Here is a 25,587-nt window from a genome sequence, read left to right as displayed (position 1 = left end):
ATCCGCTCCGAGAACACGATCCCGGAGACGGCCATGACCCTGCTGCGTCGCGAATGCCTGATCCTGCTCGGTGCCCTGGCTGCCACGAGCGTGCGGGCCGCAGAAGAACCCGGCGCGAATGCCCGCGGGTTTTCCTTCGATAAGCCGGGCGGTGGTGTGCTTCCGCTCGGCGACTACGCGGTCAAGCCATTGCTCATCGTCAACACCGCGACGGCCTGCGGCTATGCTGGCCAGCTCACCGGGCTGCAGGGCCTCTGGACCCGCTTCGGCGAGCGTGGATTGACGGTGATCGCTGTACCCTCCCCCGATTTCGGAAACCAGGAGCCGCTGGACGGCGCCGCCATCGCCGATTCGGCCCGCAAGAATCATGGCGTGACCTTCCCCGTCGTCGACAAGACACACGTGCGAGGGCCGACGGCGCATCCGTTCTACCGCTGGGCCGCCGCCGAGAAGCCGGGGCAGACCCCGCAATGGAACTTCCACAAGTATCTCGTCGGCCGCGACGGTTCGCTTCGGGCGTCCTTCCCGACGCCGGTGGACCCGAGCGACCCGCGCATCATCAGCGCCATCGTCGCCGAGCTCGGTTCGGCCTGACGTCGGATCAGCGCGTCACGGCGATCAGGCCGAGGATCAGCCCCGACACCAGCAGGATGACCTGCACGCCGTAGGCCGAGAACCAGTCGGCCACGCTCATCGGCGCGGCCGTCCGCCTGGAACGTCCGCGGGCGGTCGGAGGCGGTCGGCGGAGCGGGGTGCTGCGATCCCGCGGTGTGCGGGAGCGCGGCGTCGGACCAAACCACGGGATCGATCCGGCCGCATCTGCGGCGGCGGCTCGGAGGGATAGTTCGAGGCGAACGGATCCGAGGGCAGTCCCGTTGCGGTCAGGCCTACGGTGCTGCCGGGCATGCCCTGGGCGAGGGCTGGGCTCGCGGCGAGCGTTGCCATCACGATCAGTCCGGTTCTTAGCGCGCGCATGTTGCAGCTTTCCGCATCCTCGGGATCTCGCAGGCGGGATCTCGCAGGATGGTAGGGCGGCATACCATATGCCGACAGTCCGGCGTGGTGCCGCGCAGACGGCGCGCCGGCGGGGAGACGAGGCATGACTTCACAAGGATCGGACCCGCAACGATTGGACCCGCATCGCTTCGAGCATGGCGGCAACAGCTACGAGGTTCTGTTCGAGCGGACGCCCGAGGGCTGGGTCGGCCGCATCCACTGCGAAGGCACCGACAAGGTCCAGGTCATCGGCTTTCCGGTCGGACCGGGCTTCGACCCGGACGACGTGCGCGGATCGCTGATCGCGGGTTGCGAGGCCGCCATCGCCCGCTTTCCCGGCCCGGCACCCACGCGTCACTGAATCGAGACGTCAGTGGAACCGCCTCGTCCGCGATGCGGTTCGCGCCCAGAGCGATCAGGGAGACGACCATGAGCGAGATCACCTACCACGTCATCGAGCATGACGGCGGCTATGCCTACAAGGTCGGCGGCACCTTCTCCGAGACCTTCGCGAGCCACGACGAGGCGCTCGACGCCGCCCGGATCGCGGCGGCGGAGCAGCGTCGGCCGGGCTCGACCGAGACGATCGCCTATCAGGACAGCCAGGGCCGTTCGCATGTCGAGACGGCGAGCGGCGACGACAGGCCGGAGACCAAGGTCGACGATTAGACCGAACGGCTCCACGCCCAGCCCAATGCGGACGGCCCAGCCACAACCGCGCGATGTTCCCGGTGAGCGTCGTGCGGCGGCTTCCAACTCGCAAGCGCTTGGTGTATTGCGACCGCCAAGGCGAATTCACCGCGCCGAATCGCTTGCCGTCAGGACGTTCCGCTCGGGAAGATCCCCGGGGCTTGGAGCGCTTGGCGGTTTTGCCCGTCGAGCAAGGCGACCCGTCGCGGTCCGCAGATTGAACAGATAAGAACCCGAAGGATCACGTCAGTTGCAGGTACTCGTTCGCGACAATAACGTCGACCAAGCGCTCCGCGTCCTCAAGAAGAAGATGCAGCGCGAAGGCATCTTCCGTGAGATGAAGCAGCGCAAGGCTTATGAGAAGCCGTCCGTGCGCAAGGCCCGCGAGAAGGCCGAGGCCGTCCGCCGCGCCCGCAAGCAGGCGCGCAAGACCGCCATCCGCGAGGGCCTGATCGCCGCTCCGAAGCCGAAGCCCCGTACCGGCGGCCCGCGCCGTCCCGGTGGCTTCCCGTCCGCCGCTCCGTCGGCTGGCGGCGCGCCGGGTGCAGCGCCTGCGACGAACCTCGCGTCCTGATCCAAAGGCCGGCCGGGCCCCGCAGCCCGGCTTGTTCGTGAAATCAGATTTCAGGCCCGGCCGCTCGGCGGTACGGGCCTGTTTTCGTTCGGCGCAAGCGATGCGTGGCTAGTTCATTCCGGTTGATCCGTTCGTTGCCACGGCCCTTTCCCGGACGCCTGCAGCGGAGCGGAAGGTGATCCGGGATCCAGCCTGACAAGGGCCGCGCCAGCGGCTCGATACGAATGGCACAGACGTAACGACGCTCCGCGCCTTGTCGTGCCGGGCCCCGGATCGGGTTCCGCTGACGCTCCACAGGTCCAGGGAAGGGGCGTGGAAACTGAGGGAATCAACCAAAAACGGTATCAGGCGGTCTTCGCGGCGATCGTAGCCCGGTCGGCCTGAACCAGCACGTCGAACGCCCGCCAGGGCTTCTGCATGAACACGGCGCGGCGCGGCAGGGACACGTTGCGGTCGCCGGCACTGCCCGACGTCACCACCATGCGCACCTCCGGCCAGCGCTTCTCCACCGTGCGCGCCAGCGCGAGTCCGTCCATCCCGCCCTGCAGGCCGACATCCGCGAATAGAAGCGCCACGTTGACGTCCGGTCGCTCCAGCACCGAGAGCGCGGCCTCCGCGCTGGTGCAGGCGATGACGTCGAGGTCGGTCTCTTCGAGAACCGCGGAAGCGAGGTTGCGGACGGCGTCGTCGTTCTCGACGACGAGGGCCACCGGACAATCGGCGGAGTCGTGCTGGGCCATGGGATCTCCTGTTGAGCGCGCGGATCTGCCGATGCTGCAGGCAAGGTGTCGAAGCATCACGCGCGAGCGAAAGCGTCACCGAGGCTCTCGGATACTGCTCTGCTCGGCGCTGCCGTTCGGCGAATCGATCTGTCACCTATCGTCGAATGCCGTGTGGCCTCCGGTCAACAGGCGAGATCATTTCCACGTTCAGCCATGCTCGCAGCGCAGTGCCTGACAAGAGGGCGCCGTCGGCGGGAGGCGATCGTGGTTAACGGTCCGTTCACCGTATCGATCGGAGTGTAAGGCTTCCGCAACGATGCTCCGGCCAGCGGCCCGCGTCTTGCAGTTGTTCTTGCAGTTGTCCCAGTCAAGATTTCCGGCGGGCGGATCCAGGCCCGCGCAGGAATGGGGGTTTGCGTCAGCCATGTGCCGCTTCCTCGCCTACCTCGGTGAGCCGGTCTTCCTCAACGAGCTCGTCTGCGCGCCGACGCACTCGCTCGTCCATCAGTCGCTCCACGCGACGGAAGCCAAGACCGAGACCAACGGGGACGGCTTCGGCGTCGGCTGGTACGGCGAGCGCCGCGAGCCCGGCATCTACCGCGACATCTCCCCAGCCTGGTCGGACGAGAACCTCGTCAATCTCTGCTCGCAGGTGAAGGCGCGCGCCTTCTTCGCGCATGTCCGCGCTTCCACGGGCACGGCCACGACGCGGTCGAACTGTCACCCCTTCGCGCATGGCCGTCACCTGTTCATGCACAATGGCCAGATCGGCGGCTATCATCGCATCAAGCGCCGCCTCGAAGCGCTGATCCCGGACGAATTCTACGACAGCCGTCGCGGCACCACGGATTCCGAAGCGATCTTTCTGTTGGCGCTCGCCAACGGACTGGCAGACGATCCGATCGGCGCGATGGAGACGACCTTTGCCACCGTCCGCGAGCTGATGCAGGAGGCCAAGATCGCCGAGCCGCTGCGCTTCACCGCTCTGCTCACCAACGGCCGTACCCTCACCGCCTTCCGCTGGGCCTGCGACGGCCGCCCGCCGAGCCTGTACTATCGCGAATCCGAGACCGGCATCGTCGTGGTGTCCGAGCCGATCGACGGCTGCCGCGAAGGCTGGACGATCGTGCCGAAGGGCGGAACGCTTCAGGTGACGCGGGGCCGGCCGGCCGTGATCTCGAAGGGTGGGCAGGCCAGCCGGATCGCCGCCTGAGCCCCATGCATTGGCTGGGGCTTCGCCCTCTCCTATCTGGAGGGCATCGTCTTCCGATGCATAAGGCTCTTCCGGATGGACCATTCCGTTCAGCTCCACATCGCCGGTTCCTGGCGCGACGGCGGTGAGCGCGCGACGCTCGCGAACCTGAACCCCGCCACCGGCGAGACCGTCGGGCAGGTCGCCGTCGCGACCCAGGGCGATCTCGACGAGGCGCTGGCGGCGGCGGATCGCGGCTTCGCGGCGTGGCGCAAGGTTTCGGCCTTCGAGCGCGGCAAGGTCCTGCGCAAGGCCGCCGGCCTGCTCCGCGAGCGCGCCGAGGACGTCGCCCGGTTGATGAGCGCCGAGCAGGGCAAGCCGCTGGCGGAAGCCCGCATCGAGACAGCGGTCGCCTCCGACATCATGGAATGGTTCGCCGAGGAAGGCCGCCGCGCCTATGGCCGCGTGATCCCGGCGCGCGCCGAGGGCGTGCTGCAATTCGTGGTGCGCGAGCCGATCGGGCCCGTCGCGGCCTTCACGCCCTGGAATTTCCCGATCAACCAGGCCGTCCGAAAGATCTCGGCGGCGCTCTGCACCGGCTGCTCGGTCATCCTCAAAGGGCCGGAGGACACCCCGGCGAGCTGCCGCGAGCTGGTGCGCGCCTTCCTCGATGCCGGCGTGCCGGGCGACGTGCTCGGGCTCGTCTTCGGCGACCCCGCCGCGATCTCGGGCTACCTGATCCCGCATCCGATCATCCGAAAGATCTCGTTCACCGGCTCGGTCCCGGTCGGCAAGCAGCTCGCGGCGCTCGCCGGACAGCACATGAAGCGGGCGACGATGGAGCTGGGCGGCCACGCCCCGGCAATCGTGTTCGACGATGCCGATGTCGAGACCGCCGTGAAGGTGCTCAGCACCAATAAGTTCCGCAATGCCGGCCAAGTCTGCGTCGCCCCGACCCGCTTCCTCGTCCAGGACCGCGTCTACGACCGCTTCGTCGAGGGCTTCCTTGCGGCGGCGGAGGCGATCCGGGTCGGCAACGGCCTCGACGACGCCACCACCATGGGCCCCTTGATCCACGGCCGGCGGCTGGAAGCGATCGAGGGTCTCGCGGCCGATGCCGAGGCCAAGGGCGCGCGGCTCCGAACCGGCGGCAAGCGTATCGGCAATCGCGGCAACTTCTTCGAGCCGACCGTCTTCACCGACGTGCCCCACGAAGCCCGCGCGATGAACGAGGAGCCCTTCGGCCCGGTGGCCCTGATCAACCGATTCACCGACGACGACGAGGCCTTGCAGGAGGCCAACCGTCTACCCTTCGGCCTCGCATCCTACGCCTATACCCGCTCCGCGAGCCGGGCGACGCGGGTTGCAGCGGGGATCGAGGCCGGCATGGTCTCGATCAACCACCACGGCATCGCCCTGCCGGAGACGCCTTTCGGCGGCGTCAGAGATTCTGGCTATGGCAGCGAAGGCGGCTCGGAGGCCATCGAGGCGTATCTGACCACGAAGTTCGTCACGCAGGCGAACCCGTGAACGGACGCCGGCACATGCTCGTTGAAGGGGCGTGCCGGCATCCCGCCTCACCGCTCCTCGGGTCGGGTTACGGCAAGGTCGTGGGCCAACATCCGTCATTATAATTCCGACATGTCGAAACCGACTTGAATCACTCCTGAACTTTTCTGCAGGCAACCTTCCTGCAACCCTTGCGTTGCCCAGCACAATCCTCTGACGCGAAGGACAGCTTGGTCCGCGAGCTGCTCCCAGGAGTGCTCGCAATGCTGTACCTCATGCATGAGGCGCGTAATCTCATGCTCGCTCCGGTCCGCATGGCGGCCGAAGCGACGAAGATGGCCTGCGAGAACCCGCTCCATCCGTTCTCCTACATGCCGAACCGCAGCGCGATTTCGGCCGGCTGCGAGATGTTCGAGCGCACCACCCGCACCTACGCCAAGCCCGCATTCGATTTGCCCGCCCCTGAGCGCGTCGTCTGGGAAAAGCCCTTCTGCCGCGTGCTGGCCTTCGGCGACGACACGACGAAGCCGAAGATGCTGCTGGTGGCGCCGATGTCCGGCCACTACGCCACGTTGCTACGCGGCACCGTCGCCGCTTTCGTCGATACGCATCAGCTCTTCATCACCGATTGGACCAACGCCCGCGAGGTTCCGCTCTCGCAGGGTGCTTTCGCTCTGTCGGACTACATCGACTACTGCATCGAGATCTTCGAGGCCTTGGGGCCGGACCTGCACGTCACGGCCGTCTGCCAGCCCTCCGTGCCGGTGATCGCCGCGATCGCCCGGATGGAGGAGGACGGCAACCCGCTGGCGCCACTCTCCGCCACGCTGATCGGCGGCCCGATCGACACCCGCCATGCGCCGACGGCCGTGAACACGATGGCTCGGGACAAGGGCATCCGCTGGTTCGAGACGAACTGCATCCAGCGCGTGCCGGGGGCCCATCCGGGCGCCGGCCGCGCGGTCTATCCCGGCTTCCTGCAGCTGATCGGCTTCATGAGCATGAACCCCGAGCGCCACGCCGGCTCGCACTGGGACATGTTCGACCATCTCGTGCAGGGCGACGGCGATTCCGCTGAGAAGCACCGCCGGTTCTACGACGAGTACCTCGCCGTCATGGACCTCACCGCCGAGTTTTACCTCGAGACTGTCAGCAAGGTCTTCATCGACCACAGCCTGCCGAAGGGTGAGCTGATGCATCACGGCCGCGCGATCGACCTCGGCGCCATCCGGCGCTGCAGTCTGATGGCGGTCGAGGGCGAGAAGGACGACATCACCGGCATCGGCCAGACCCGTGCCGTCCTCGACCTCGCCACGAACCTGCCGGGCGAGAAGAAGACCTACCACCTGCAGGCGGATGCCGGGCACTACGGCATCTTCAACGGTTCGCGGTTTCGGGCAGAGATCGTGCCGAAGATCGTCGCCTTCATGGAAGCCAGCACCGCCGGTTCTCACGGACACGACGTCGCGGCGATCGTCCCCTGGGAAGCGAGGTCCGACCGCTTCCGCATCGGTCACCCACACCCGCTGCGTGTCGAGCATCCGTCGAGCGAGCACCGTTGGCATGCAGGCCTCGCCACCCATCGTGGCGGACGGACGGCGAAGAGCCCGGGCGCCGAGAAACGCTCCGTCACCGAGCGACCGGCGCGGGCGAGCTGAGCACGGTTCGACTTCTTTTCAGCCGAGCAGGTCGCGCCGGCCCTCCAACCGCAGCAGGAAGTCCTTCGCCGCCAAGCCACCGGCAAAGCCGGTGAGCTTGCCGGACGCACCGATGACACGATGACAGGGCGCGATGATCGAGATCGGGTTCCGGCCATTGGCCGCTCCGACCGCGCGAACCGCCGTGGGACTGCCGATCTGCATGGCAATCTGCTTGTAGGACCGCGTTTCTCCGAAGGGGATGGTCAGGAGAGCCCGCCAGACCCGGCTTTGAAACGGCGTGCCCTGAAAATCGAGGTCGAGCGAGAACGAGCGGCGCCGGCCTGCAAAATACTCGGAAAGCTGTCGTTCCGCCTCGGCGAGTACGAGGTGTGCTGCGTCTTCGCGCGTTTCGCCGAGCCGTACGCGCAGCGGGTCGTCGTCCTCCCACAGGACGGCCGACAGACCTTGCGCACTCGCGACGAGTGTCAGCGCGCCGAGCGGCGATGCCATGACGGTGTGGACGTATGACATCCGAAACGCGTTCCGTTCCGCTTGGCGACACTGACGCGCTGCTCAGCCGCATGCTCGCATCATGCGACCGCGAGGATGATTTCGGCGCGAACGTCCTTTCCAGGTGACGTCGTGGGCCGAGCCGCGACCGACCGGTTCACGCCACCGCGTCGGCCCGCGCAGGCAGAGTCCAGCCCGGCCGGATGAAGTGGCAGGTGTACCCGTCGGGGCGCCGTTCCAGATAATCCTGGTGCTCCGGCTCGGCCTCCCAGAACGGACCGGACGGCGTCACCTCCGTGACCACCTTGCCGGGCCAGAGGCCGGACGCGTCGACATCGGCGATGGTCGCCTCGGCAACCCGCCGCTGTTCGTCATCGGTATAGTAGATCGCCGAGCGATAGCTCAGGCCACGGTCGTTGCCCTGGCGGTTCGGGGTCGTCGGGTCGTGGATCTGGAAGAAGAACTCCAGCATCCGCCGGAAGCTCGTCCGTTCCGGATCGTAGGTGATTTCGATCGCCTCGGCATGGGTGCCGTGGTTGCGGTAGGTCGCATTCGGCACGTCGCCCCCGGTATAGCCGACGCGGCTGGACACCACCCCCTCCTGGCGCCGGATCAGGTCCTGCATGCCCCAGAAGCATCCGCCCGCAAGGATCGCCCGCTCGTTGCTCATCGTCATTCCTCCTTCGGATCGAAAACGGTCGTTCTGTTCCGATAGATAGGAACGCGACCGGTCCCTCCACGCATCCCGGCAGTGCTACAAAGCGCCGCCCGGAAAGATTGCATCATACGGTGTGCGACTGCCCGTGGCAGCCGCAGGCCCTTTGCGCGAAAGAGACGAATGGAAAGCGTTACCGTCGTTCTGGCTCTCCTGCTGTCGGTTCTGGTCAGCGGCGCCCTCGGCCGCCTGCTTCCGTTGCCGCTCCCTCTGATCCAGATCGCGATCGGCGTGGCCCTGGCCCTGGGGCCGCTTCCGAGCACGTCGCTCGACCCAGAGATCTTCTTCCTCGTGTTTCTGCCGCCGCTCCTGTTCCTCGATGGCTGGCGCATCCCCAAGCGCGACCTCTTCCGGGATGGAAGGACCGTCCTGGCGCTCGCCCTCGGGCTGGTGATCCTGACGGTGCTGGGCATCGGCATGCTCATCCATGGCATGATCCCCGGCATCCCGCTCGCCGTGGCCTTCGCGCTGGCGGCCGTTCTGTCGCCGACCGACCCCATCGCGGTCTCGTCGGTCGCGGCGCAGGCTCCCGTCCCGCGGCGTCTCATGCATATCCTCGAAGGCGAGGCCCTGCTGAACGACGCGACCGGGCTCGTCTGCCTGCGCTTCGCCATCGCCGCCGCCCTGACGGGGAGCTTCTCGCTTCCCGAGGCCGCATCCACGTTCCTGTGGCTGGCGCTGGGCGGCCTCGGTATCGGCGCCGCCACGACCTTCGTCCTCATGGGAGCACAGGACCTCCTGCGGCGGCGCACGGGCGAGGATCCCGGCCTGCAGATCCTGTTCAGCCTGCTCACGCCCTTCGGCGCCTATCTTGCCGCCGAGCACGTGCACGCCTCGGGCATCCTCGCCGCGGTCGCTGCCGGCATCGCCATGACCTATGTCGAGATCCAGGGCCGCAGCCTCGGCAGCACGCGCGTCCGCCGCACCGCCGTCTGGGACACGGTCGCGCTGGCCGCGAACGGATCGATCTTCGTGCTCCTGGGCGAGCAGTTGCCGGATGTCTTCGGGCAGGCCGTGAAACAATCCGATGTCCAGGGCGCAGGCTGGCTCGTCGCCTGGGTCCTCGCGATCACGGCCGGGCTGATGGCCATCCGCTTCGTCTGGGTCTGGGTCTCGCTCCAGTTCGTGCTCGTGAAGGCGCGCCGCCGCGGCCAGAAGCACGAAGGTCTGACCTGGCGCCTCGTGGCGGCGACGACGCTCGCCGGCGTGAAGGGGGCGATCACCCTTGCCGGCATCCTGACATTGCCCCTCACCCTGAAAGACGGCAGTCCGTTCCCGGCCCGCGAACTCGTGATCCTCCTGGCGATGGGCGTCATCCTGACCTCCCTCCTCCTCGCGAGCACGGTCCTGCCGCGGCTCCTGCACGGTCTTCGGCTTCCCCCCGAGCCCAGCCAGGATGCCGAGGAGGACGCTGCCCGCGCCGCCGCCCGCGACGACGCGGTCAAGGCCATCGAGTCGCTGCAGCATCGCCTCGTCGAGGAGCAGGAGGACGCCTCGATCGCCGTGGAAGCCGGCGCTCGGGCCATGGACCGCTACGAGGGCCTCGAAGCTCCGACCGCGGAACTTCGGAAAGACAGGAGCCGCGCGCTCCAACTCGCCGTCACCGAGAAGCGCCTGCGCCTTGCCGGGATCGAGGCCGAGCGAGATGCCCTCTACCGCCTGCGCCGGTCTCAGGTCATCGACGACGTCATCCTGCGCCGCCTCGTCCGTGAGATCGACCTGATCGAAGCCCGCCTCGTCGCCTAGGCGCCGTGGACGCCATCGGGATGCATCGAACCGCCGCGCGGAGCGTCGTCCGAACAACGAAAGCCCCGATCCGAGCGAAGGCTTGATTCCACTGCGGCCGGCACAGGATTTCGCAGACGCTGGCCATGAGTCCGGCGCCGTGTCATGGGCAGAGGGTGACAGATCATCCCGGCCTCCCCGACCCAGTGCGGCCTGCCAGCCTGGGCTGGTCCGAGTTCTTCGAGGATCAGCGCGAGGCCGGCGAGGGAGCTCTCGCTCCCATGCGGATCGCCACGGTCCACCGCTCCCGCCTGACCGCGCTGTCCCTCGCCGGATCCGTCAAGCTGACGCTTCCGGTTCACGCCAACACCGGCAATTTCGCCGTGGGCGACTGGGTGCTGGTCGATCCGAACTCCCAGACACTGCACCGTCGCCTCGCCCGCAGGACCGTGCTGGAGCGGCGCATCGAGGGCAGTAAGACACCGCAGGTCGCGGCGGCCAACGTCGACACCCTCTTCATCCTCACCTCGTGCAACGCCGATTTCAACGTCGCCCGACTGGAACGCTATCTGGCGCTCGCCAACCAGGGCGGCACCGAGCCCGTGATCGTGCTGACCAAGGCCGACACGGTATCCGATGCCGACACGTACCGGCGCCAGGCGGCGGAACTGCAGCGCGAACTCGTAGTCATCACCCTCAATCCCCGGCTTCCGGAGGCCGCAGAGGCCCTGGCCCCATGGTGCGGCGCCGGGCAGACGGTGGCGCTCGTCGGCTCGTCCGGCGTCGGGAAATCCACCCTGGTGAATACGCTGGCCGGCCTCAGCCAGGAGCTGGGGCAACAGACCGGCGGCATTCGCGAGCACGACGCGAAGGGCCGCCACACCACGACGTCGCGCTCGCTCCACGCCATGGCCGGTGGCGGATGGGTCATCGACACCCCGGGAATGCGGACGCTGCACATCAGCGACGCCGCAGAGGGGATCGAAACCCTGTTCGCCGAGATCACCGAGCTCGCCCCCTCGTGCCGATTCCGCGACTGCACGCACGCGCATGAGCCCGGCTGCGCCGTGCAAGCCGCCGTCGCGAATGGCACGCTGCCCCCCGAGCGCCTCTCCCGATGGCGCAAGCTCGTCAGCGAGAACCGCGACAATCTTCCGAAAAAACACTATAAATGACAATTGCTTAGAGCGCTTTCCGACCAAGTGGATACCGGTTGGTCGAAAGAAAGCGCGGCAAGACAACACCTTGGAGACGCCGAGCCGATGCAATCGGATCGGATACGGCTCCAAGGCACCTCGCGAAGGTAGCCGTCCGGGCCGAAACGCGGCTTTCGAGATCGCAAAGCCCCTCGGACGTTGATCACTCCTACGCCGCGAGATCGTCGCGCCGCCGGATGTCGGAGAAGGTGCGGCCGTCCTCGAAGCGACAGGCGACGCTCTCGGAGAGTCGACCGTTGGCGCGGACTTGGATCGCGATCGGCCGGCTCAGTTCGTCACGGCGCTCCATTGCCTCCGCGACCGTCATCGGAACCGGGCGGGCGCCCCCGAGGCCGCGCCACCACTGCACCGCCTTCTCGCGGTCGTAGCCGGAGGCCTCGAGCGCCAGTTCGACACGATAGCCCCCTCCCCGGCAGCGGAACTCGGCCTCCAGCCGCTCCTCCAAGAGTCCGGCGCGCCGCCCCAAGCGCCACGCCTCCACCGGCAGCCAGCCCGTGACGGCGGCGGACAGGATGGTCAGCTCATCGTCGGCCTCCGCCTCATGCTTGGCATCGCTATCCTCGGCCTCCGGCTCGACCCAGCAGCCCTCGCAGGTGCTGGCGTTGAGGGCGATGAGCGCGCCGCAGCCCGGACATTCCTTGGCGCGGGTTTCCCCCGGTGCTTTCAGACCGAGCGCCACGCTGCGGGCGGTGACGACGTCGACGGGGCCGTGGGCACGCACCAGCCCGGCATAGTCGAGGATCAGCGCATCGGTCTTGCCCGGAGCCCGGCGCAGCGCGCGACCGACCTGCTGCACGTAGAGGCCGGCGCTCTGGGTCGGGCGCAGCAGCGCGATCAGGTCGACCTCCGGCACGTTGAAACCGGTGGAGAGCACGCCCACCGAGGTCAGGCAGCGGATTTCCTGCGCCCGGAAGGCCTTCACGATCCGGTCGCGCTCGCGCTTGGGCGTTTCCCCCGACAACGTCTCGCAGACGATGCCCTCCGCCCGCACGGCGTCGCGCACCGCGACGGCGTGGGCGACGCCGGCGCAGAAGGCGAGCCAGGAGCGCCGGTCGCGCCCGTAGCCCACCATCTCCTCCACGGCGGCACGGGTGATCCAGTCGCGGTTGACCGCCGCCTCGAGGGCCGCGGGGATGTAGTCGCCCCCGCGCTTGGGAACGCCCGATACGTCGAGCGCCGTCACCGTCGCCTTCGAGATCAGCGGCGCGAGCCAGCCCTGGTGGATCAGGTCGCCGACATTGGCCTCGTAGACGATCCGCTCGAAGATCCGGCCCTCGCCTTCGTCGAGCCTTCCGGAATCGAGGCGGTAGGGGGTCGCGGTGAGGCCGACGATCCGCAGGTTCGGGTTGCGCGCCCGCCCGCCGGCGAGAAAGCGGCCGTAGCCGGTCTCGGCCGAACGCGGGATCAGGTGCGCCTCGTCGACGATCACGAGGTCGAACGGCGCCAGGATTTCGACCCGGTCGCGCACCGACTGGATGCCGCAGAACAGGATCGGCGCGTCCGCATCACGCCGGCCGACACCCGCGGAGAAGATCCCGGCGGGCGCCTCGGGCCAGTAGACCATGAGTTCGCGATGGTTCTGCGCGACCAGCTCACGCACATGCGTGACGATTGCGATCCGTGATCCCGGTGCGCGCCGCATCGTCTCGTGCACGAGGGCGGCGATCACCAGTGCCTTGCCGGCGCCGGTCGGCAGCACGATCAGCCCGTCGCCGCCACCGCCATGCCAGTGAGCGTCGAGCGCATCGAGGGCGGCGCGCTGATAGGAGCGAAGCTGGAGCATGGCGGCTCTCTACAGAGCCGCGACCCAGGAGAACAGAGGGGGATCACCTCAGGCTTGGCGGCATGCCGTCGAGAGCCGGATCTCGTCCATCCGCGTTCCGAACCCGGTCAGATCGCCTTGGTTTCGCCATTGCACCGGGGCTCCATTCGTCGGCATCATGCATCGACCTGCTTCGGAGGCACCCGCATCCATGAGCACGAAGACCTTCAGCGTCCGCCGGGCGAAGCCGGACGATATCGGGATGCTGTCGGCGGTGTTCGATGCGGCCTGGCGGGAGGCCTACCAGGGCGTGATCCCCGGCGTCGCGCTGGAGCGCTTCATCGCCAAGCGCGGTCCCGCCACGTGGCGGGGGATGATCGGCCGGGGCCGCGGCCTCGCCGCCATGGAGTTCGGCGAGCACGTCGTGGCCTACGCCGCCTACGGACGGGCGCGGGACCGCTCGCTGACGGCCGAGGGCGAGGTCGACGAGATCTACGTGGCGCCGGAATACCAGGGGCTGGGGCTCGGCTCCCGCCTGTTCCGGGCCGTGCGCAACGACCTCGCCGATCACGGCCTGGCCCGGGTCGGGGTCTGGGCGCTCGCCGACAACGCCCGCGCCCGCGCCTTCTACGAGGCGCTCGGCGGCCGGGCCGGCCCGGAGGCGATCGAGCGTGTCTCCGGCTCCTGCCTGCCGAAGGTCGGATACCTGTTCGGCTGATCCGCGCGCGAAGATGCGCGACTATGGCCCAACGGCCGATTTCCTTCACGCCTCTGGCGGTTTAGAAGCCGGGACAGGACCAAGAAGCCTCGTTCAGGACCTTCAGGAAACGCCGTCATGCTCATCGACGCCATCTCACTCGGCAAGAACCCGCCCCACGACGTCAACGTCATCATCGAAGTGCCGTTGGGCGGAGAGCCGATCAAGTACGAGATGGACAAGGCCTCGGGCGCCCTCGTCGTCGACCGTTTCCTCTACACGCCGATGTTCTATCCGGGGAATTACGGCTTCATCCCGCACACGCTCTCGGGCGACGGCGACCCCTGCGACGTGCTCGTCGCCAACACCCGCGCCATCGCGCCGGGCGCGGTCATGAGCGTCCGCCCCGTCGGCGTGCTGGTGATGGAGGACAATGCCGGCGAGGACGAGAAGATCATCGGCGTGCCCTCGCGCCACCTCACCGCCCGCTACAACAAGGTCGAGAACTACACCGACCTGCCCGACATCACGATCTCCCAGATCCAGCACTTCTTCGAGCACTACAAGGATCTCGAGCCCGGCAAATGGGTGAAGATCCTGCGCTGGGGCGACAAGGAGGAGGCGCACCGCCTCATCCTCGAAGGCATCGAGCGCGAGAAGGCCAACAAGGCGGGCAAGGCGTGATCTGAGCCACGCAATCTAGGGTTCGCACGCGGAGCCGGAGGCCGGCCGTTCGGCCGTGTTCTCCGGCGCGTAGAAGCCCGGATCGGGGCCGAGCGGGATCGCGACCGGCAGCGACGGAAACGCGTTCGGCGCGACGGCAAGGACGCCCTGCATCTCCAGGAAGGCGACGCCGATCTCCTGCGGGCCGCGCCAGACGACGGTGGCGGAAAATTCCTCCCCGGTCTTCTGGACGACCAGCCGGAACTGGTTGGGGATCCCGAGAACGCTGTCGACGAACAGCCTCGCCCCGTCCGCCGACCGGTCCTTGATCCGGCAGACGACGGGGTTTCCGATTCTGGTGATGATGAAAGCCACGCTGTCGACGCGCATGCGCGGCTTGGATCTACGCTCTGTCATGAAACGCCTCCCATTTCGGGAGAGAATACGCGCCAGAGTTGTGTTTGTCGGTTGCCGACCGGTTAATCGAGCTTGGCAGTCACAGGCTTGTCGTGCCGTGGGCTGCAAACACTCTTCCAGATTGTGCTCTGGACCGGGTCTCATACAGTTTCTGTTTGTTTGCCTCGGATTCCTCCTCGTCTTTGGGAGCGCAGCGAAGCAATCCAGGGCCACAACCACAAGGGTTGTGCGTTGGCCCTGGATTGCTTCGCCTTCGGCTCGCAAAGACGGCTTGGCATTGGGCTGACGTTGCCCCGAACGCATCGACCGGAAACACGATCGGACCGGGCAAAGCGAGGGCGCTCACGCGATCTTCGAAGTCGGGTCGGTTTCGACCACAAAAACCAGTCCCGTCTCGTCGGCCTCGTTCCAGCCCCACCAGTAATCCTGCTCGCCGTTGTAGCCGTGATGCGCGAAGCGGCCGGCTTCGGCCTCTGCCGTGCGGCCCGCCTCGCTGCGGCTGGCGTATTGGGCGGTGTGCACGCGTGGGCCGAACAAAGACTGGCCGGGGCCGCGCCGCCGCCGATACTCCATCACCCTGTACATGGCGCGTGCCTCCCCCCGACGCAGCGATCCTCCGCTGCGACGGGAGCGAATGCAAAGACGCGGCCGAGGCCTCACTCGTCTCCGACGCCGAAGAGCTTTTCGAGGAAGTTGCGGTCGTCCTGGCTCTGGCGACGCTCGCGCGGCGGCGGGCGGGTCGAGGCGGTCTGTTGCGGCTCACCGGTGATCGCACCGATGATCTCGCCGATCGGGTTCGGGATCGCCTGCGCCACGGCCGGCGCTTCCCGCGCGTGCCAGCGGTTGAGGCCGGGCAGAGGCACCGGCTTCTCGCCCTTCAGGGCGGTGGTCATGTAGGTCTTCCAGATCTCCAGCGGCAGGCTGCCGCCGGTGGCCTTCTTGGTCGACTCGCCGTCGTCGTTGCCGAGCCAGACCCCGGTGACGAGGGCGCCCGAATAGCCGATCATCCAGGCATCGCGATAATCCTGGCTGGTGCCGGTCTTGCCGGCGAGCTCCCAGCCGGGAATGTCGCCCTTCTTGGCGGTGCCGCTGACGAAGGTCTCGTGCATCATCGCGTTCATCATGCCGTCGGCGTCCGGCGACATCACGCGGCCGAGGCCGCCGGCCCCGCGCTTGTAGAGCACCTTGCCGTCCGCGCTCTTGATGCTGGCGATGACGTAGGGGATCACGCCGGTGCCGCCGTTGGCGAAGGCGCAATAGGCGCCGACCATCTCCATCGGCGTCACCTCGGAGGTGCCGAGCGCGATGGAGCCGTTGGCCTGGAGCGACGAGGAGATGCCGAGGCGCTGCGCCGTCTGCACCACGGCCTTGGGGCCGACCTCCTGGCCGAGCCGCACGGCCACCGTATTCAGCGATTGCGCGAGCGCGTCGCGGAGCGCCACGGGCCCCTTGTAGGCGTGCGTGTAGTTCTCTGGGCTCCAGTTGCCGATCTTCACCGGCGCGTCGTCGCGGATCGTATCCGGCGTCAGGCCGTGCTCGACCGCGGCGAGGTAGACGAACGGCTTGAACGACGAGCCCGGCTGGCGCTTGGCCGTGGTCGCCCGGTTGAACTGGCTCTGGGCGTAGTCCCGGCCGCCGATCAGCGCGCGCACGGCGCCGTCCGGCTTCATCGAGACGAGCGCACCCTGGCCGACGTTGAAGCGCCCGCCCTTGGCGTTCAACTCGTCGACGAGCGCCTTTTCCGCCGCGGCCTGCAGGCCGGTGTCGACCGTCGTCGCGACGACGATGTCGGCCTCGAACTTCGGCAGGAAGTCGTCGAGCACGTCCATGACGAGGTCGGCGACGTAGTTCGAGGAGCCGCCGCCGCGCGAACCGTAGAGCCGTGCCGGCTGCGCCAGGGCGACCTTGGCGTCTGCGGGCTTGGCGAAGCCAAGCTCTTCCATCGCCGCGAGCACCTGCGCGCCACGCGCCTGGGCCGCCTTGAGGTTGCGGTTCGGCGCGAGCCGCGAGGGCGCCTGAACGAGGCCGCCGAGCATCGCCGCCTCGGCCAGCGTGACGTTCTTCGCGGGCTTGCCGAAGTAGCGCTGCGCCGCCGCCTCGACGCCGTAGGCGCCGGCGCCGAAATAGACTCGGTTAAGATAGAGTTCGAGAATCTCGTCCTTCGAGTATTTGTGCTCCAGCCACAGGGCCAGGATCGCTTCCTGGATCTTTCTGGAAGCCGACCGTTCCGGTGTCAGAAACAGATTCTTGGCGAGCTGCTGGGTGAGCGTCGAGCCGCCCTGCGAGACGCCGCGGCGCGTCAGGTTCTGCACCACCGCGCGGGCGATGCCGACGGGGTCGACGCCGAAATGCTCGTAGAAGCGCCGGTCCTCGATCGCGACGAAGGCGCGCGGCAGGTAGGGCGGCAATTCCTTGATCGAGACGACGCGGCCGCCGGTCTCGCCGCGGTTGGCGAGCAGCGAGCCGTCGCTGGCGAGGATCGCGATGTTGGGCGGCCGCTTCGGCACGCTGAGCTGGTCGATCGGCGGCAGCTGCGAGGCGTGATAGGCCACGAGCCCGGCGACCCCGATCACGGCCCAGAGGCCGAGCACGATACCGGTATAGACGAGCTTGCCCAGGATCGAACCGCGCCGCCGCGAACGGCTGCGCGATGCGCCACCGCCACCCTTGCCCCGGCCGCCGCCATTGCCGCCGCCCTTGGACGGCTGCCGGCCGCCACGATCCGCCGATCCCGATCCGCGCTTTGCCACGCCGCCTCCCGGGCGATCCGCTGCGGACATGCGAAGATCGGAAGCCCCTGCGCCGCGGCCCTCAGGCGCGTCGAAGTTCGGCTCCTGCCTCGTCGTGCGGCCGCGTCCGTTCGCCATGCGCCTGATCTGATCCGTCCCGCCCCAAAAGCCTGCGAGCGCAGGCCATGTCCGGTCCGGTTCCGCACGGTAAATGCGGCGGGTTTAGGGAGCGTTAACCCTCGAAATGTGTTTGTGCAGCAATCACATAGACTTGCCGGCGATGAGAGCGGGCCGTTCCCGCGCGAGACCTCTGCGCGCGCCGGCGGCATCGTCGTCCGACGATGCGCGGCAGTGAGTCGATACCGGCTGGCGCATGGTCGACACCCTAATCATCACATGACGGATCAATGACACGTTCGTGCTGTGCGTTGTTGCCACCATGCTACAGCTTGGTCGTCACGCTGCCAGTAGAGGCTAGTGCCGTTCTTACCTGAGACGAAGAACTACCTGAAAGCGCGTTTCTCTTGACGAGAGGCGCGCTTTTTCTTTGTCGGCGGAGTTCAGGACCCGGACGAGTCGCCGCCATCGCCGGATCCGCCATCGTTCGCGTCGGACGACATGTCCGAGCCGGAACCCATGGAATCGTCGTCCCATTGAATCGGTTCGCCGTCGATCCACGCCCAGACGAAGGCGGTCAGGATATGGACGAAGATCAACCCTGCGCTGACGGCAAACCAGAGCGTGCTGATCGGTTCGCGCTGGCCCCAGGCGAACTGGGCGTAGGCCTGGGCGGCGACGAAGACCGCGATGTTGACGGTCACGACTCCGTGGGCGAGGCGGCAGAAAGGGCGGTTCCAGGCCGCGTTGCCGGATGTTCTCACGGGCGCCTCCCTTCAGCCGCTCCTTTCGGCCGCGTCGTCGTCAGGCCTCCGCCCCGCCGAGATGCTTGAACATGTGCCGGCGGCCCTCGTCGTCAGTGGGCGGATTGAACGTGAACCGCTCCTTCAGGGCAAGCGCCTTCGCGGCAGCCGGGCGGGCCGAGACCTCGTCGTGCAGGCGCTTCAGGTTCGGAAACGAGTCCCAGGCACCGTCTCCGAGAATGAAAGGCACCATGCGCGCCCAGGCCCACACGCCCATGTCGACGATCGTGTAGGTGTCGCCGACCATGGTGCGATGCCGGGCGAGATGGGCGTCGAGGACGCCGTAGTGCCGGCGCGCCTCGTAATCGTAACGTTGCTTGGCGTAGGGCACGGCCTCCGGTGCGAAATGCCGGAAGTGCACGGCTTGGCCCGAGAACGGTCCGATGCCGGAGGCGACGAACATCAGCCAGGACAGCAGCGGCCCGCGGTCGCGGGGATCGTCCGGAAGGAAGCGGCCGGTTCGTTCGGCGAGGTAGAGCAGGATGGCGTTGCTGTCGAAGACCGTCACGCCGTCGTCGATGATCGCCGGCACCTTGGCGTTCGGATTGATCGCAAGATAGTCCGGCGCGAACTGCGCGCCCCGGCCGGCATCGACCGGGATCGGCTCGTAGGGCAGACCCAGTTCTTCCAGCAGCAGCGCGACCTTCGTCGGGTTGGGCGATCCGTTGAAGTAGAACTGGATCATGCGTCGTCGGCTCCTGCGATGAAGGGGGCGTCTGCCCCCGGTCCGTTCACGCCGGGTCGGCACTCTTCTCCGAGAGGAACGCGTCCATCCGCTCCAGCGCGCGCGCAATGTTCTCGGCCGAGTTCGCATAGGACAGGCGGATGTAGCCCTCGGCGCAGACGCCGAAATCCGGGCCGCCGATGACCGCCACACCGGCCTCCTCCAGCAGCGCCGCGGCGAGCTTCTTCGCCTTCCAGCCGGTCCTGGAGACGTTGGGGAAGGCGTAGAACGCGCCCTTCGGCGAGATGCAGGAGACGTTGGGCAGGGCGTTGAGGCCGTCGACCACGAGCTTCCGCCGCCGGTCGAACTCGGCGACCATTTCGGCCACGCAATCCTGCGGGCCGTTGAGCGCGGCGACGCCGGCCCATTGCGTCGAGGCGTTGACGCAGGAATGCGCGTTGACCGCGAGCTTGCGCGCCGCCTCGTAGAGCTTCTTCGGCCAGACCGACCAGCCGAGCCGCCAGCCTGTCATGGCGTAGGTCTTGGACGCGCCGTCGAGATAGATCAGCCGGTCGCGGATCTCATCGTACTTCAGCAGCGAGTGGTGGGCCTCGCCGTCATAGGTCATCGTCCCGTAAATCTCGTCCGACATCACCGCGAGGTCGGGGTGCGCGGCGAGGCCCGCGACGAGCTTGTCGATCTCGGATTTCGGCGTGACGCCGCCGGTGGGGTTGGCCGGCGAGTTGACGATGAGCAGCCGCGTCTTCGGCGTGATCAGCGCCAGCGTCTCCTCCGCCGAGAAGGCGAAGCGGTTCTCCTCGCGGATCGGCACCGGGACGGGCGTGGCGCCGGTGAACTCGATCATCGAGCGGTAGATCGGAAAACCGGGGTCCGGATAGAGGATCTCGACGCCGGGCTCGCCGAACATCAGGATCGCCATGAACATGGTGACCTTGCCGCCCGGCACGATCATCACCGAATCAGGCAGCACCGTCACCTGATGGCGGCGCCAGATGTCCTGGGCCACCGCCTCGCGCAGAGGCAGGATGCCGACGGCCGGGGTGTAGCCGTGGTGGCCATCGCGAAGGGCCTTGATGCCGGCCTCGACGATGTGGGCCGGCGTCGGCATATCGGGCTGGCCGATACCGAGATTGACGATGTCGCGGCCCTCGGAGGCCAGCGCGTTGGCGCGCGCCAGGACGGCGAAGGCGTTCTCTTCGCCGATGCGGTCGAAAGCGGGGACGACGTGGAGCATGCGTTCCTCGTAACGTTGAGCCCGCGCGTCGCGCGTGGCCGAGGGGGGCTTCTCAGAAAGCCGACCCTCGACAACGCACGAGCAAGAAATCAGCCGTTCGAGCGCTCGGCGAGCTTGCTCGCGGCGAACGAGATCGCGCCGCCGACGACAATCAGGATCACCGAGGTCTTCACGGCGGCGTAGAACAGGTCGGGCGAGATGCCGGTATCGGTGTAGAGCACGAGGCCGATCGCGGTGAGCGGCAGGAGGAACAGGATACCGAGCGGAACCAGCGGGTTCATGGGCAGACACTCACCTTGAGCGGGTCAGAATCCCCGCACGCTTGAAGACCAGCGCTCATAGCACCGCTTTCACCGCATGGGGACACCCCGCCCGTCGATTTTGCGGGTCCGACCGCAGGGCGGCCGAGGACGTCTCGACACCGGCGGCCCGCGGAGCCGGAAGCCGCGTCACACGACTGCGTTTCGGTCGGCGCATGCGTGCGATCCTTCGCCTCATTCACGCAACATTCGGACTCGATGCCTGAGAAGGCTGAAACCGGCCGCCGCGACACATCGCGCCCGCGGCCTCCTTCGGGTCGTTCCACGGCTCGCCATTCGTGTCCCAACCGCCGATGATTCCTTCGACATCGTCACCCGTCCCGACACCGGGCGAGCATGGCGCTACCGCCGTGCCGGCTGCGCGATCCGGCTGGCGGGTGCTCGCACGGGCGCTGCCGCGTGCCGTCGGACTTGGCCTGACGGTTCTGGCCGCGCTCGCGATCGAGCGCACGCTGCGTCAGGTCTCGTTCGATTCGGTCACCGCCGCCTACGAGCGGATTCCCGATCCGGCGCTGGCTCTGGCACTGCTGCTGACCGCCGTGAGCTTCGCCGCCATCGCGGTCTACGACCTGATCGCAGTCGAAACCGTTGCCCCCGGCAAGATCCCGCGTGTCACGGCCCTGGCGACGGGGGCCGGCGGCTATGCCGTGTCCAACGCCCTCGGCTTCCCGATCCTGACCCAGGGCGCCTTCCGGATGCGTGCCTATGGCGCCCATGGCGGCGGGCTCGCCGATGTCGGGCGCGTGCTCGGCGCTTCGTGGTTCGCGCTGCTGATGTCGCTCGTCACCATGACGGCGCTGGCGCTGGTCTGCGGACCGGAGCATTTCCACGGTCTCGGCGGCACGACGCCCCTGCACGCGACGATGGCCGGACTGGCCGTGCTCGGCCTCGTGGCCGGCATGGTGGCCTGGCTCGGGGCGACGCCGCGCGTGATCCGGCTGCGCGGCTTCACCCTGCGCCTTCCGACCTCGCGGGCGGCCCTGCTGCAGATCTCGGCAGGCGTCGTCGACATCACCGCGGCGGCGGCGACGCTCTACGTGCTGTTGCCGGCCTACGCCCTGCCGGGCTTTCCCGCCTTCCTCCTCGCCTACATCGCCGCGACGCTTGTCGGAATCGCGAGCCACGCGCCCGGCGGCCTCGGCGCCTTCGAGGCGACGCTGCTGGCGGGCCTGGGGCTCCATGCGCAGGCCGACGTGCTCGGCGCGCTTCTGGCCTACCGCGTCATCTACATGCTGCTGCCCTTCGGCGCGGCAATCCTCGGCCTCGGCGCCGTCGAGCTGCATCGCCGCCGCGTGGCGATCGCACGCGCGCTGCGTTTCGCGGAACCGATGGTGCCTGCGGCCTCCGCCGCCATCGCCCTTGCGGGCGGCGTGATGCTGCTCGCCTCCGGCGCGACCCGCGATCTCGCCTCGCGCATCGCCGTGCTGGCGGACGTGGTGCCGACGCCCTTCGTCGAGGCCTCGCATTTCGCGTCCTGCCTCGTCGGCGTCGCGCTGCTGGTCATCGCACGCGGGCTCTACCGGCGGCTGGTCCGCGCCTGGAACGCGGCGCTGATGCTGCTCGTCCTCGGCGCCGGCTTCTCGCTGGGCAAGGGCCTCGATTGGGAGGAGGCGACGCTCCTCGGCGCGCTCGCCCTCTGCCTCGCCCTGGTCCGGGGCTCGTTCTATCGCTGCCCGAAGGCCAACCCCTTCACCGTCACCCGCGTGTGGCTGCGCCGAACGGCGGGCCGTGGCCCGGCATTCACCGCCCTCGGCGCGCTGACCGCAGCCTCGGCTGGGCTCGGCTTCCTCCTCTTCACCCATGGCGCCAGCGCCGATGCCTTGTGGTGGCAGATTTCCTGGGACGGCAACGGGCCGGCCCTGGCGCGCGTCTCCTTCGCCTTCGTGATCGGGCTCGCCGCCATCGGCTTCGACAGCGCCGTGAACCATCGCGGCCGCCGCCGGGCGGCCGAGCCCACAATCCCGGCGGATATCGCCGCCCTCGTCGCGGCCTCTCCCAGCGCCTCGGCCGCCATGGCGCTGCTCGGCGACAAGGAGTTCTTGACCGCGCCCGGCGGCGACGGCTTCGTGATGTATGCCCGCGCCGGGCGCAGCCTCGTGGCGCTCGGCGATCCGGTGGGCCCGGCCCGGTTGCAGGCGGACCTCGCCTGGGCTTTTCGCGAGCTTGCCGACCGCGCCGCGGCGCGGCCGGTGTTCTACGGCGTCGGCCCCGACAACCTCGCCCTGTTCCTCGACATGGGCCTCACCGCGCTGAAGCTGGGCGAAGTCGCCCGCGTGCCGCTGGCCGACTTCTCGCTGAAGGGCCCGGCCCGGCACGACCTGCGCTACGGCCAGCGCCGGGCCGAGAAGGAGGGGCTGACCTTCGAAATCGTGCCGCAGGCGCAGGTGCGCCTCGCGATGTACGAGCTGCGCCAGGTCTCGAGTGCCTGGCTCGCGCACAAGCAGGGCGGCGAGAAGCGTTTTTCCATGGGCGCCTTCGACCCGGCCTACCTCGCCCGCTTCGACGTCGCCGTGATGAAGAAGGAGGGCCGCATCGTCGCCTTCGCCAACCTCCTGCGCGGGGCCGACCGCAACGAGATCGCCATCGACCTGATCCGCTACGCGCCGGATGCCTCGAAGGTGATCATGGACGCGCTCTTCGCCAACCTGCTGCTGACGGCGAAGGCCGAGGGCTATCGCTGGTTCAACCTCGGCGCGGCGCCGCTCTCCGGCCTCGTCGACCGGCGGCTGGCCTCGCGCTGGAACCGCTTCGGCACCTTCCTCTACCGGCGCGGCGCCGACCTCTACAGCTTCGACGGCCTGCGCAGCTTCAAGCACAAGTTCGATCCGGTCTGGACGCCCTATTACCTGATCTGCCCCGGCGGCCTGCAGACGCCCAAGACCCTGCTCGACGTGACGACGCTGGTGAACGGCTCGCCCCTCGGCCTGATCCGCCGATGAGGTTCGGCCGCCGCCGCGCTCTGTTCGCCGGGGCGGCCGCTCTCGCCGTCGTCGGCGGCCTTCTGCTCACCCGATCCGGGTCGCCGCCGCGCCTGCCGGAGCGGATCTCATCGGCCCAGCTCGCGGACGTCCTCGTGGAGGCGCCGGCCGGCACGCCGCTCGGTCTCGCAGCGATCGTCTCCGCGGCCGGCGGGACGGGGCCTGCGGAGCAGGCGCTGGGCGAGGCGCTGCGCGCGCGCGGCTTCATCGTGCTCCAGCTCGATCTCGAGCGCTGGCGGACGGCCCTCGACCGCGAGACCACGGCCTGCACCCGGCCGATCGTCGACATCGAGCTGCTGGCCAAGGAGGCGCAGCGGACGCTCCACGGGCAGAGCTACCTGCGCCCGGTCCTGGTCGGGCTCGGCGAGGGCGGGACGCTCGTCCAGGCCGTGCTGTCGCGGGCCCTGCCGGCGACGCTGAGTGGGGGCGTCGCCCTCGATCCCGCCGCCGGGCTCCGCACCCGCCTTCCGATCTGCGACGACGGCGCGCCCGTCACCGCGCCACGTCCCGACCCGGCCGGCGGCCACGCCTACCCGCTGCCGGAGCGGAGCCAGGCGCAGCTGACGATCGTGAGCGCCGAGGCGTCGCCGGCGACGCCGGACACGGCGCCCGGTGCCGGCCCCTTCCCGGTCGAGCGGCACGCCGAGCCCGATCCCGCTCGCCGCGTTACCGCCGCCGTCGATGCAGCCGCAGCGATCGCGGCGCAGGATGCCGGCACCGGGGGCCTGCCGCTGGTCGACCTGCCGGCCGTCGGCAAAACGCGCGCGGTCGCCCTGTTCGTCTCCGGCGACGGCGGCTGGCGCGACATCGACAAGACCGTCGGCGAGCACCTGACCCGCGAGGGCATCCACGTCGTCGGCCTCGACGCCCTGCGCTATTTCTGGACCGACCGCGACCCGAAGACGGTCGCCGCCGACGTCGCCGCGATGCTGCAGCAGGCTGACCCCGGCAAGACGCTGCCGGTGCTGGTGCTCGGCTACTCCTTCGGCGCCGACCTGTTTCCGTTCGCGTGGCCCTACCTGCCGGCGGCGCTGCGCGACCGCATCCGGCTGATCGCGCTGCTGGCGCCCGGCCGCAGCACGGGGTTCAGCGTCTCCGTGAAGGGCTGGCTCGGCTTCGGCGGCGAACACGCCGTGCTGCCGCAACTCGCCGCCCTGCCGGCCGATCGCGTGCTCTGCATCCACGGCTCGAAGGAGACGGATTCGCCCTGTCGCGACCCGAGCCTCGCCGGCACCCGAAAGCTCCTCATCGACGGCGGCCACCATTTCGACGGCGACTACCCGGCCCTCGCCCGCCGCATCGTCGAGGCGGCGCGGCTGCCGGAGTGAGGGCGGATCTCATACCGTTTCCGGCTGCCTCATTCGGCATGGCTCGCGCGTCTCCTCCCCCACTGGGGGAGGTGGCCGCGAAGCGGACGGAGGGGGCGGCGTTGTCGTCGTTGAATGCCGGCCGTCGTGCAGCCCACTCCACCACGCTGCGCGCGGTCCCCCTCGCCCAGAGGGCGAGGAGATGCGCGACGACCCTTCGATCGACCGGAAGCCGTCTTGGAGATCTCCGGTTGATTGGATGGGCTGCGCACCCCATTGCTGGACGCTGGCCGCGAAGCGGAAGGCGATCCGGGACTTAGTGGTCGAAATCTGACAGATGGAACCCATGCTCTGGGTCCACTTGCGACCCTGGCTGTGTCAAAAC

Annotated in this window: 24 protein-coding genes; 13 read left to right on the top strand and 11 right to left on the bottom strand. The window is 68.5% G+C overall.

What is annotated here, in order from left to right; translation table 11 throughout:
* The first annotated feature begins 33 nt into the window (after positions 1 to 33).
* The 4 genes from MFF07_RS21755 (at position 34) to rpsU (ending at position 2,260) form a co-directional block, all read left to right on the top strand.
* On the top strand, positions 34 to 594 hold the full coding sequence (locus MFF07_RS21755; protein WP_238232896.1) for a glutathione peroxidase: 561 nt from the start codon (positions 34 to 36) through the stop codon (positions 592 to 594).
* Between the two features lie 505 nt (positions 595 to 1,099).
* Positions 1,100 to 1,357 (top strand): hypothetical protein, encoded by a 258-nt coding sequence (locus MFF07_RS21750; protein ID WP_238232895.1) that lies wholly within the window; start codon positions 1,100 to 1,102, stop codon positions 1,355 to 1,357.
* Positions 1,358 to 1,425: 68 nt separating this feature from the next.
* The gene (locus MFF07_RS21745) at positions 1,426 to 1,665 is read left to right on the top strand and encodes a DUF2188 domain-containing protein (RefSeq protein WP_147814055.1); all 240 of its coding nucleotides are present in this window, start codon (positions 1,426 to 1,428) and stop codon (positions 1,663 to 1,665) included.
* Between the two features lie 271 nt (positions 1,666 to 1,936).
* Positions 1,937 to 2,260 carry a 30S ribosomal protein S21 gene (gene rpsU / locus MFF07_RS21740; protein WP_147079807.1) on the top strand — a complete coding sequence of 108 codons (324 nt, stop codon included), beginning with the start codon at positions 1,937 to 1,939 and terminating at the stop codon, positions 2,258 to 2,260.
* 344 nt (positions 2,261 to 2,604) lie between these two features.
* Here the strand turns inward: rpsU and MFF07_RS21735 are convergent, their stop codons facing one another.
* Positions 2,605 to 3,000: a response regulator gene (locus MFF07_RS21735; RefSeq protein ID WP_147814057.1), complete on the bottom strand. Its 396-nt coding sequence runs from the start codon at positions 2,998 to 3,000 to the stop codon at positions 2,605 to 2,607.
* Positions 3,001 to 3,406: 406 nt separating this feature from the next.
* Here MFF07_RS21735 and MFF07_RS21730 point away from each other — a divergent pair, with 406 nt between their 5' ends.
* The 3 genes from MFF07_RS21730 to MFF07_RS21720 all read left to right on the top strand — a co-directional run bounded on the left by MFF07_RS21730 (position 3,407) and on the right by MFF07_RS21720 (position 7,341).
* Positions 3,407 to 4,195, top strand: coding sequence for a class II glutamine amidotransferase (locus MFF07_RS21730; RefSeq protein WP_147814059.1), 789 nt, complete (start codon positions 3,407 to 3,409; stop codon positions 4,193 to 4,195).
* A 75-nt stretch (positions 4,196 to 4,270) separates the two neighbouring features.
* On the top strand, positions 4,271 to 5,704 hold the full coding sequence (locus MFF07_RS21725; RefSeq protein WP_238232894.1) for an NAD-dependent succinate-semialdehyde dehydrogenase: 1,434 nt from the start codon (positions 4,271 to 4,273) through the stop codon (positions 5,702 to 5,704).
* 242 nt (positions 5,705 to 5,946) lie between these two features.
* Positions 5,947 to 7,341, top strand: coding sequence for a polyhydroxyalkanoate depolymerase (locus MFF07_RS21720; protein ID WP_238232893.1), 1,395 nt, complete (start codon positions 5,947 to 5,949; stop codon positions 7,339 to 7,341).
* An 18-nt stretch (positions 7,342 to 7,359) separates the two neighbouring features.
* Here MFF07_RS21720 and MFF07_RS21715 read toward each other — a convergent pair whose 3' ends face one another.
* Complete coding sequence (locus MFF07_RS21715; RefSeq protein WP_147814065.1) at positions 7,360 to 7,854, bottom strand: methylated-DNA--[protein]-cysteine S-methyltransferase; 495 nt, start codon at positions 7,852 to 7,854, stop codon at positions 7,360 to 7,362.
* Positions 7,855 to 7,990: 136 nt separating this feature from the next.
* Positions 7,991 to 8,509, bottom strand: a complete 519-nt coding sequence (msrA, locus tag MFF07_RS21710) for a peptide-methionine (S)-S-oxide reductase MsrA (protein WP_306424656.1) — start codon at positions 8,507 to 8,509, stop codon at positions 7,991 to 7,993.
* A gap of 162 nt (positions 8,510 to 8,671) precedes the next feature.
* Between msrA and MFF07_RS21705 the strand changes: the two genes are divergently transcribed.
* Positions 8,672 to 10,294: a Na+/H+ antiporter gene (locus MFF07_RS21705; RefSeq protein WP_147814069.1), complete on the top strand. Its 1,623-nt coding sequence runs from the start codon at positions 8,672 to 8,674 to the stop codon at positions 10,292 to 10,294.
* A gap of 125 nt (positions 10,295 to 10,419) precedes the next feature.
* On the top strand, positions 10,420 to 11,448 hold the full coding sequence (gene rsgA, locus MFF07_RS21700; RefSeq protein ID WP_238232892.1) for a ribosome small subunit-dependent GTPase A: 1,029 nt from the start codon (positions 10,420 to 10,422) through the stop codon (positions 11,446 to 11,448).
* Positions 11,449 to 11,638: 190 nt separating this feature from the next.
* On the opposite strand, the gene MFF07_RS21695 is transcribed toward rsgA, so the two are convergent.
* A complete protein-coding gene (locus MFF07_RS21695; RefSeq protein WP_147814073.1) occupies positions 11,639 to 13,273 on the bottom strand; it encodes a DEAD/DEAH box helicase in 1,635 nt (544 codons plus the stop codon).
* Positions 13,274 to 13,463: 190 nt separating this feature from the next.
* On the opposite strand from MFF07_RS21695, the gene MFF07_RS21690 reads away from it, so the two are divergent.
* Entirely contained in the window at positions 13,464 to 13,970 is a 507-nt protein-coding gene (locus MFF07_RS21690; RefSeq protein WP_147814075.1) for a GNAT family N-acetyltransferase, read from the top strand.
* Positions 13,971 to 14,087: 117 nt separating this feature from the next.
* Positions 14,088 to 14,633, top strand: coding sequence for an inorganic diphosphatase (gene ppa / locus MFF07_RS21685; RefSeq protein WP_147814077.1), 546 nt, complete (start codon positions 14,088 to 14,090; stop codon positions 14,631 to 14,633).
* Between the two features lie 15 nt (positions 14,634 to 14,648).
* Here the strand turns inward: ppa and MFF07_RS21680 are convergent, their stop codons facing one another.
* The 7 genes from MFF07_RS21680 to MFF07_RS21650 all read right to left on the bottom strand — a co-directional run bounded on the left by MFF07_RS21680 (position 14,649) and on the right by MFF07_RS21650 (position 20,878).
* On the bottom strand, positions 14,649 to 15,029 hold the full coding sequence (locus tag MFF07_RS21680; RefSeq protein WP_238232891.1) for a PilZ domain-containing protein: 381 nt from the start codon (positions 15,027 to 15,029) through the stop codon (positions 14,649 to 14,651).
* 342 nt (positions 15,030 to 15,371) lie between these two features.
* Complete coding sequence (locus MFF07_RS21675) at positions 15,372 to 15,614, bottom strand: hypothetical protein (protein WP_147814081.1); 243 nt, start codon at positions 15,612 to 15,614, stop codon at positions 15,372 to 15,374.
* A gap of 71 nt (positions 15,615 to 15,685) precedes the next feature.
* Positions 15,686 to 17,896, bottom strand: a complete 2,211-nt coding sequence (locus tag MFF07_RS21670; RefSeq protein WP_147814083.1) for a transglycosylase domain-containing protein — start codon at positions 17,894 to 17,896, stop codon at positions 15,686 to 15,688.
* 422 nt (positions 17,897 to 18,318) lie between these two features.
* Entirely contained in the window at positions 18,319 to 18,639 is a 321-nt protein-coding gene (locus MFF07_RS21665) for a hypothetical protein (RefSeq protein ID WP_147814085.1), read from the bottom strand.
* 40 nt (positions 18,640 to 18,679) lie between these two features.
* Complete coding sequence (locus MFF07_RS21660) at positions 18,680 to 19,363, bottom strand: glutathione S-transferase family protein (protein ID WP_147814087.1); 684 nt, start codon at positions 19,361 to 19,363, stop codon at positions 18,680 to 18,682.
* A 46-nt stretch (positions 19,364 to 19,409) separates the two neighbouring features.
* Positions 19,410 to 20,597 (bottom strand): pyridoxal phosphate-dependent aminotransferase, encoded by a 1,188-nt coding sequence (locus tag MFF07_RS21655; protein WP_147814089.1) that lies wholly within the window; start codon positions 20,595 to 20,597, stop codon positions 19,410 to 19,412.
* Positions 20,598 to 20,686: 89 nt separating this feature from the next.
* The gene (locus tag MFF07_RS21650; RefSeq protein WP_147078040.1) at positions 20,687 to 20,878 is read right to left on the bottom strand and encodes a hypothetical protein; all 192 of its coding nucleotides are present in this window, start codon (positions 20,876 to 20,878) and stop codon (positions 20,687 to 20,689) included.
* A 389-nt stretch (positions 20,879 to 21,267) separates the two neighbouring features.
* Between MFF07_RS21650 and mprF the strand changes: the two genes are divergently transcribed.
* On the top strand, positions 21,268 to 23,856 hold the full coding sequence (gene mprF / locus MFF07_RS21645; protein WP_238232890.1) for a bifunctional lysylphosphatidylglycerol flippase/synthetase MprF: 2,589 nt from the start codon (positions 21,268 to 21,270) through the stop codon (positions 23,854 to 23,856).
* Positions 23,853 to 25,223 (top strand): AcvB/VirJ family lysyl-phosphatidylglycerol hydrolase, encoded by a 1,371-nt coding sequence (locus tag MFF07_RS21640; protein ID WP_238232889.1) that lies wholly within the window; start codon positions 23,853 to 23,855, stop codon positions 25,221 to 25,223. Before mprF ends, MFF07_RS21640 begins: the two co-directional genes overlap by 4 nt.
* Positions 25,224 to 25,587 lie beyond the last annotated feature (364 nt).

The sequence above is a fragment of the Methylobacterium thuringiense genome (assembly GCF_022179645.1).
GTDB lineage: Bacteria > Pseudomonadota > Alphaproteobacteria > Rhizobiales > Beijerinckiaceae > Methylobacterium > Methylobacterium thuringiense.
Note: the sequence above shows the minus strand (reverse complement) of the source record. Positions and strands in the feature narration are given on the sequence as shown.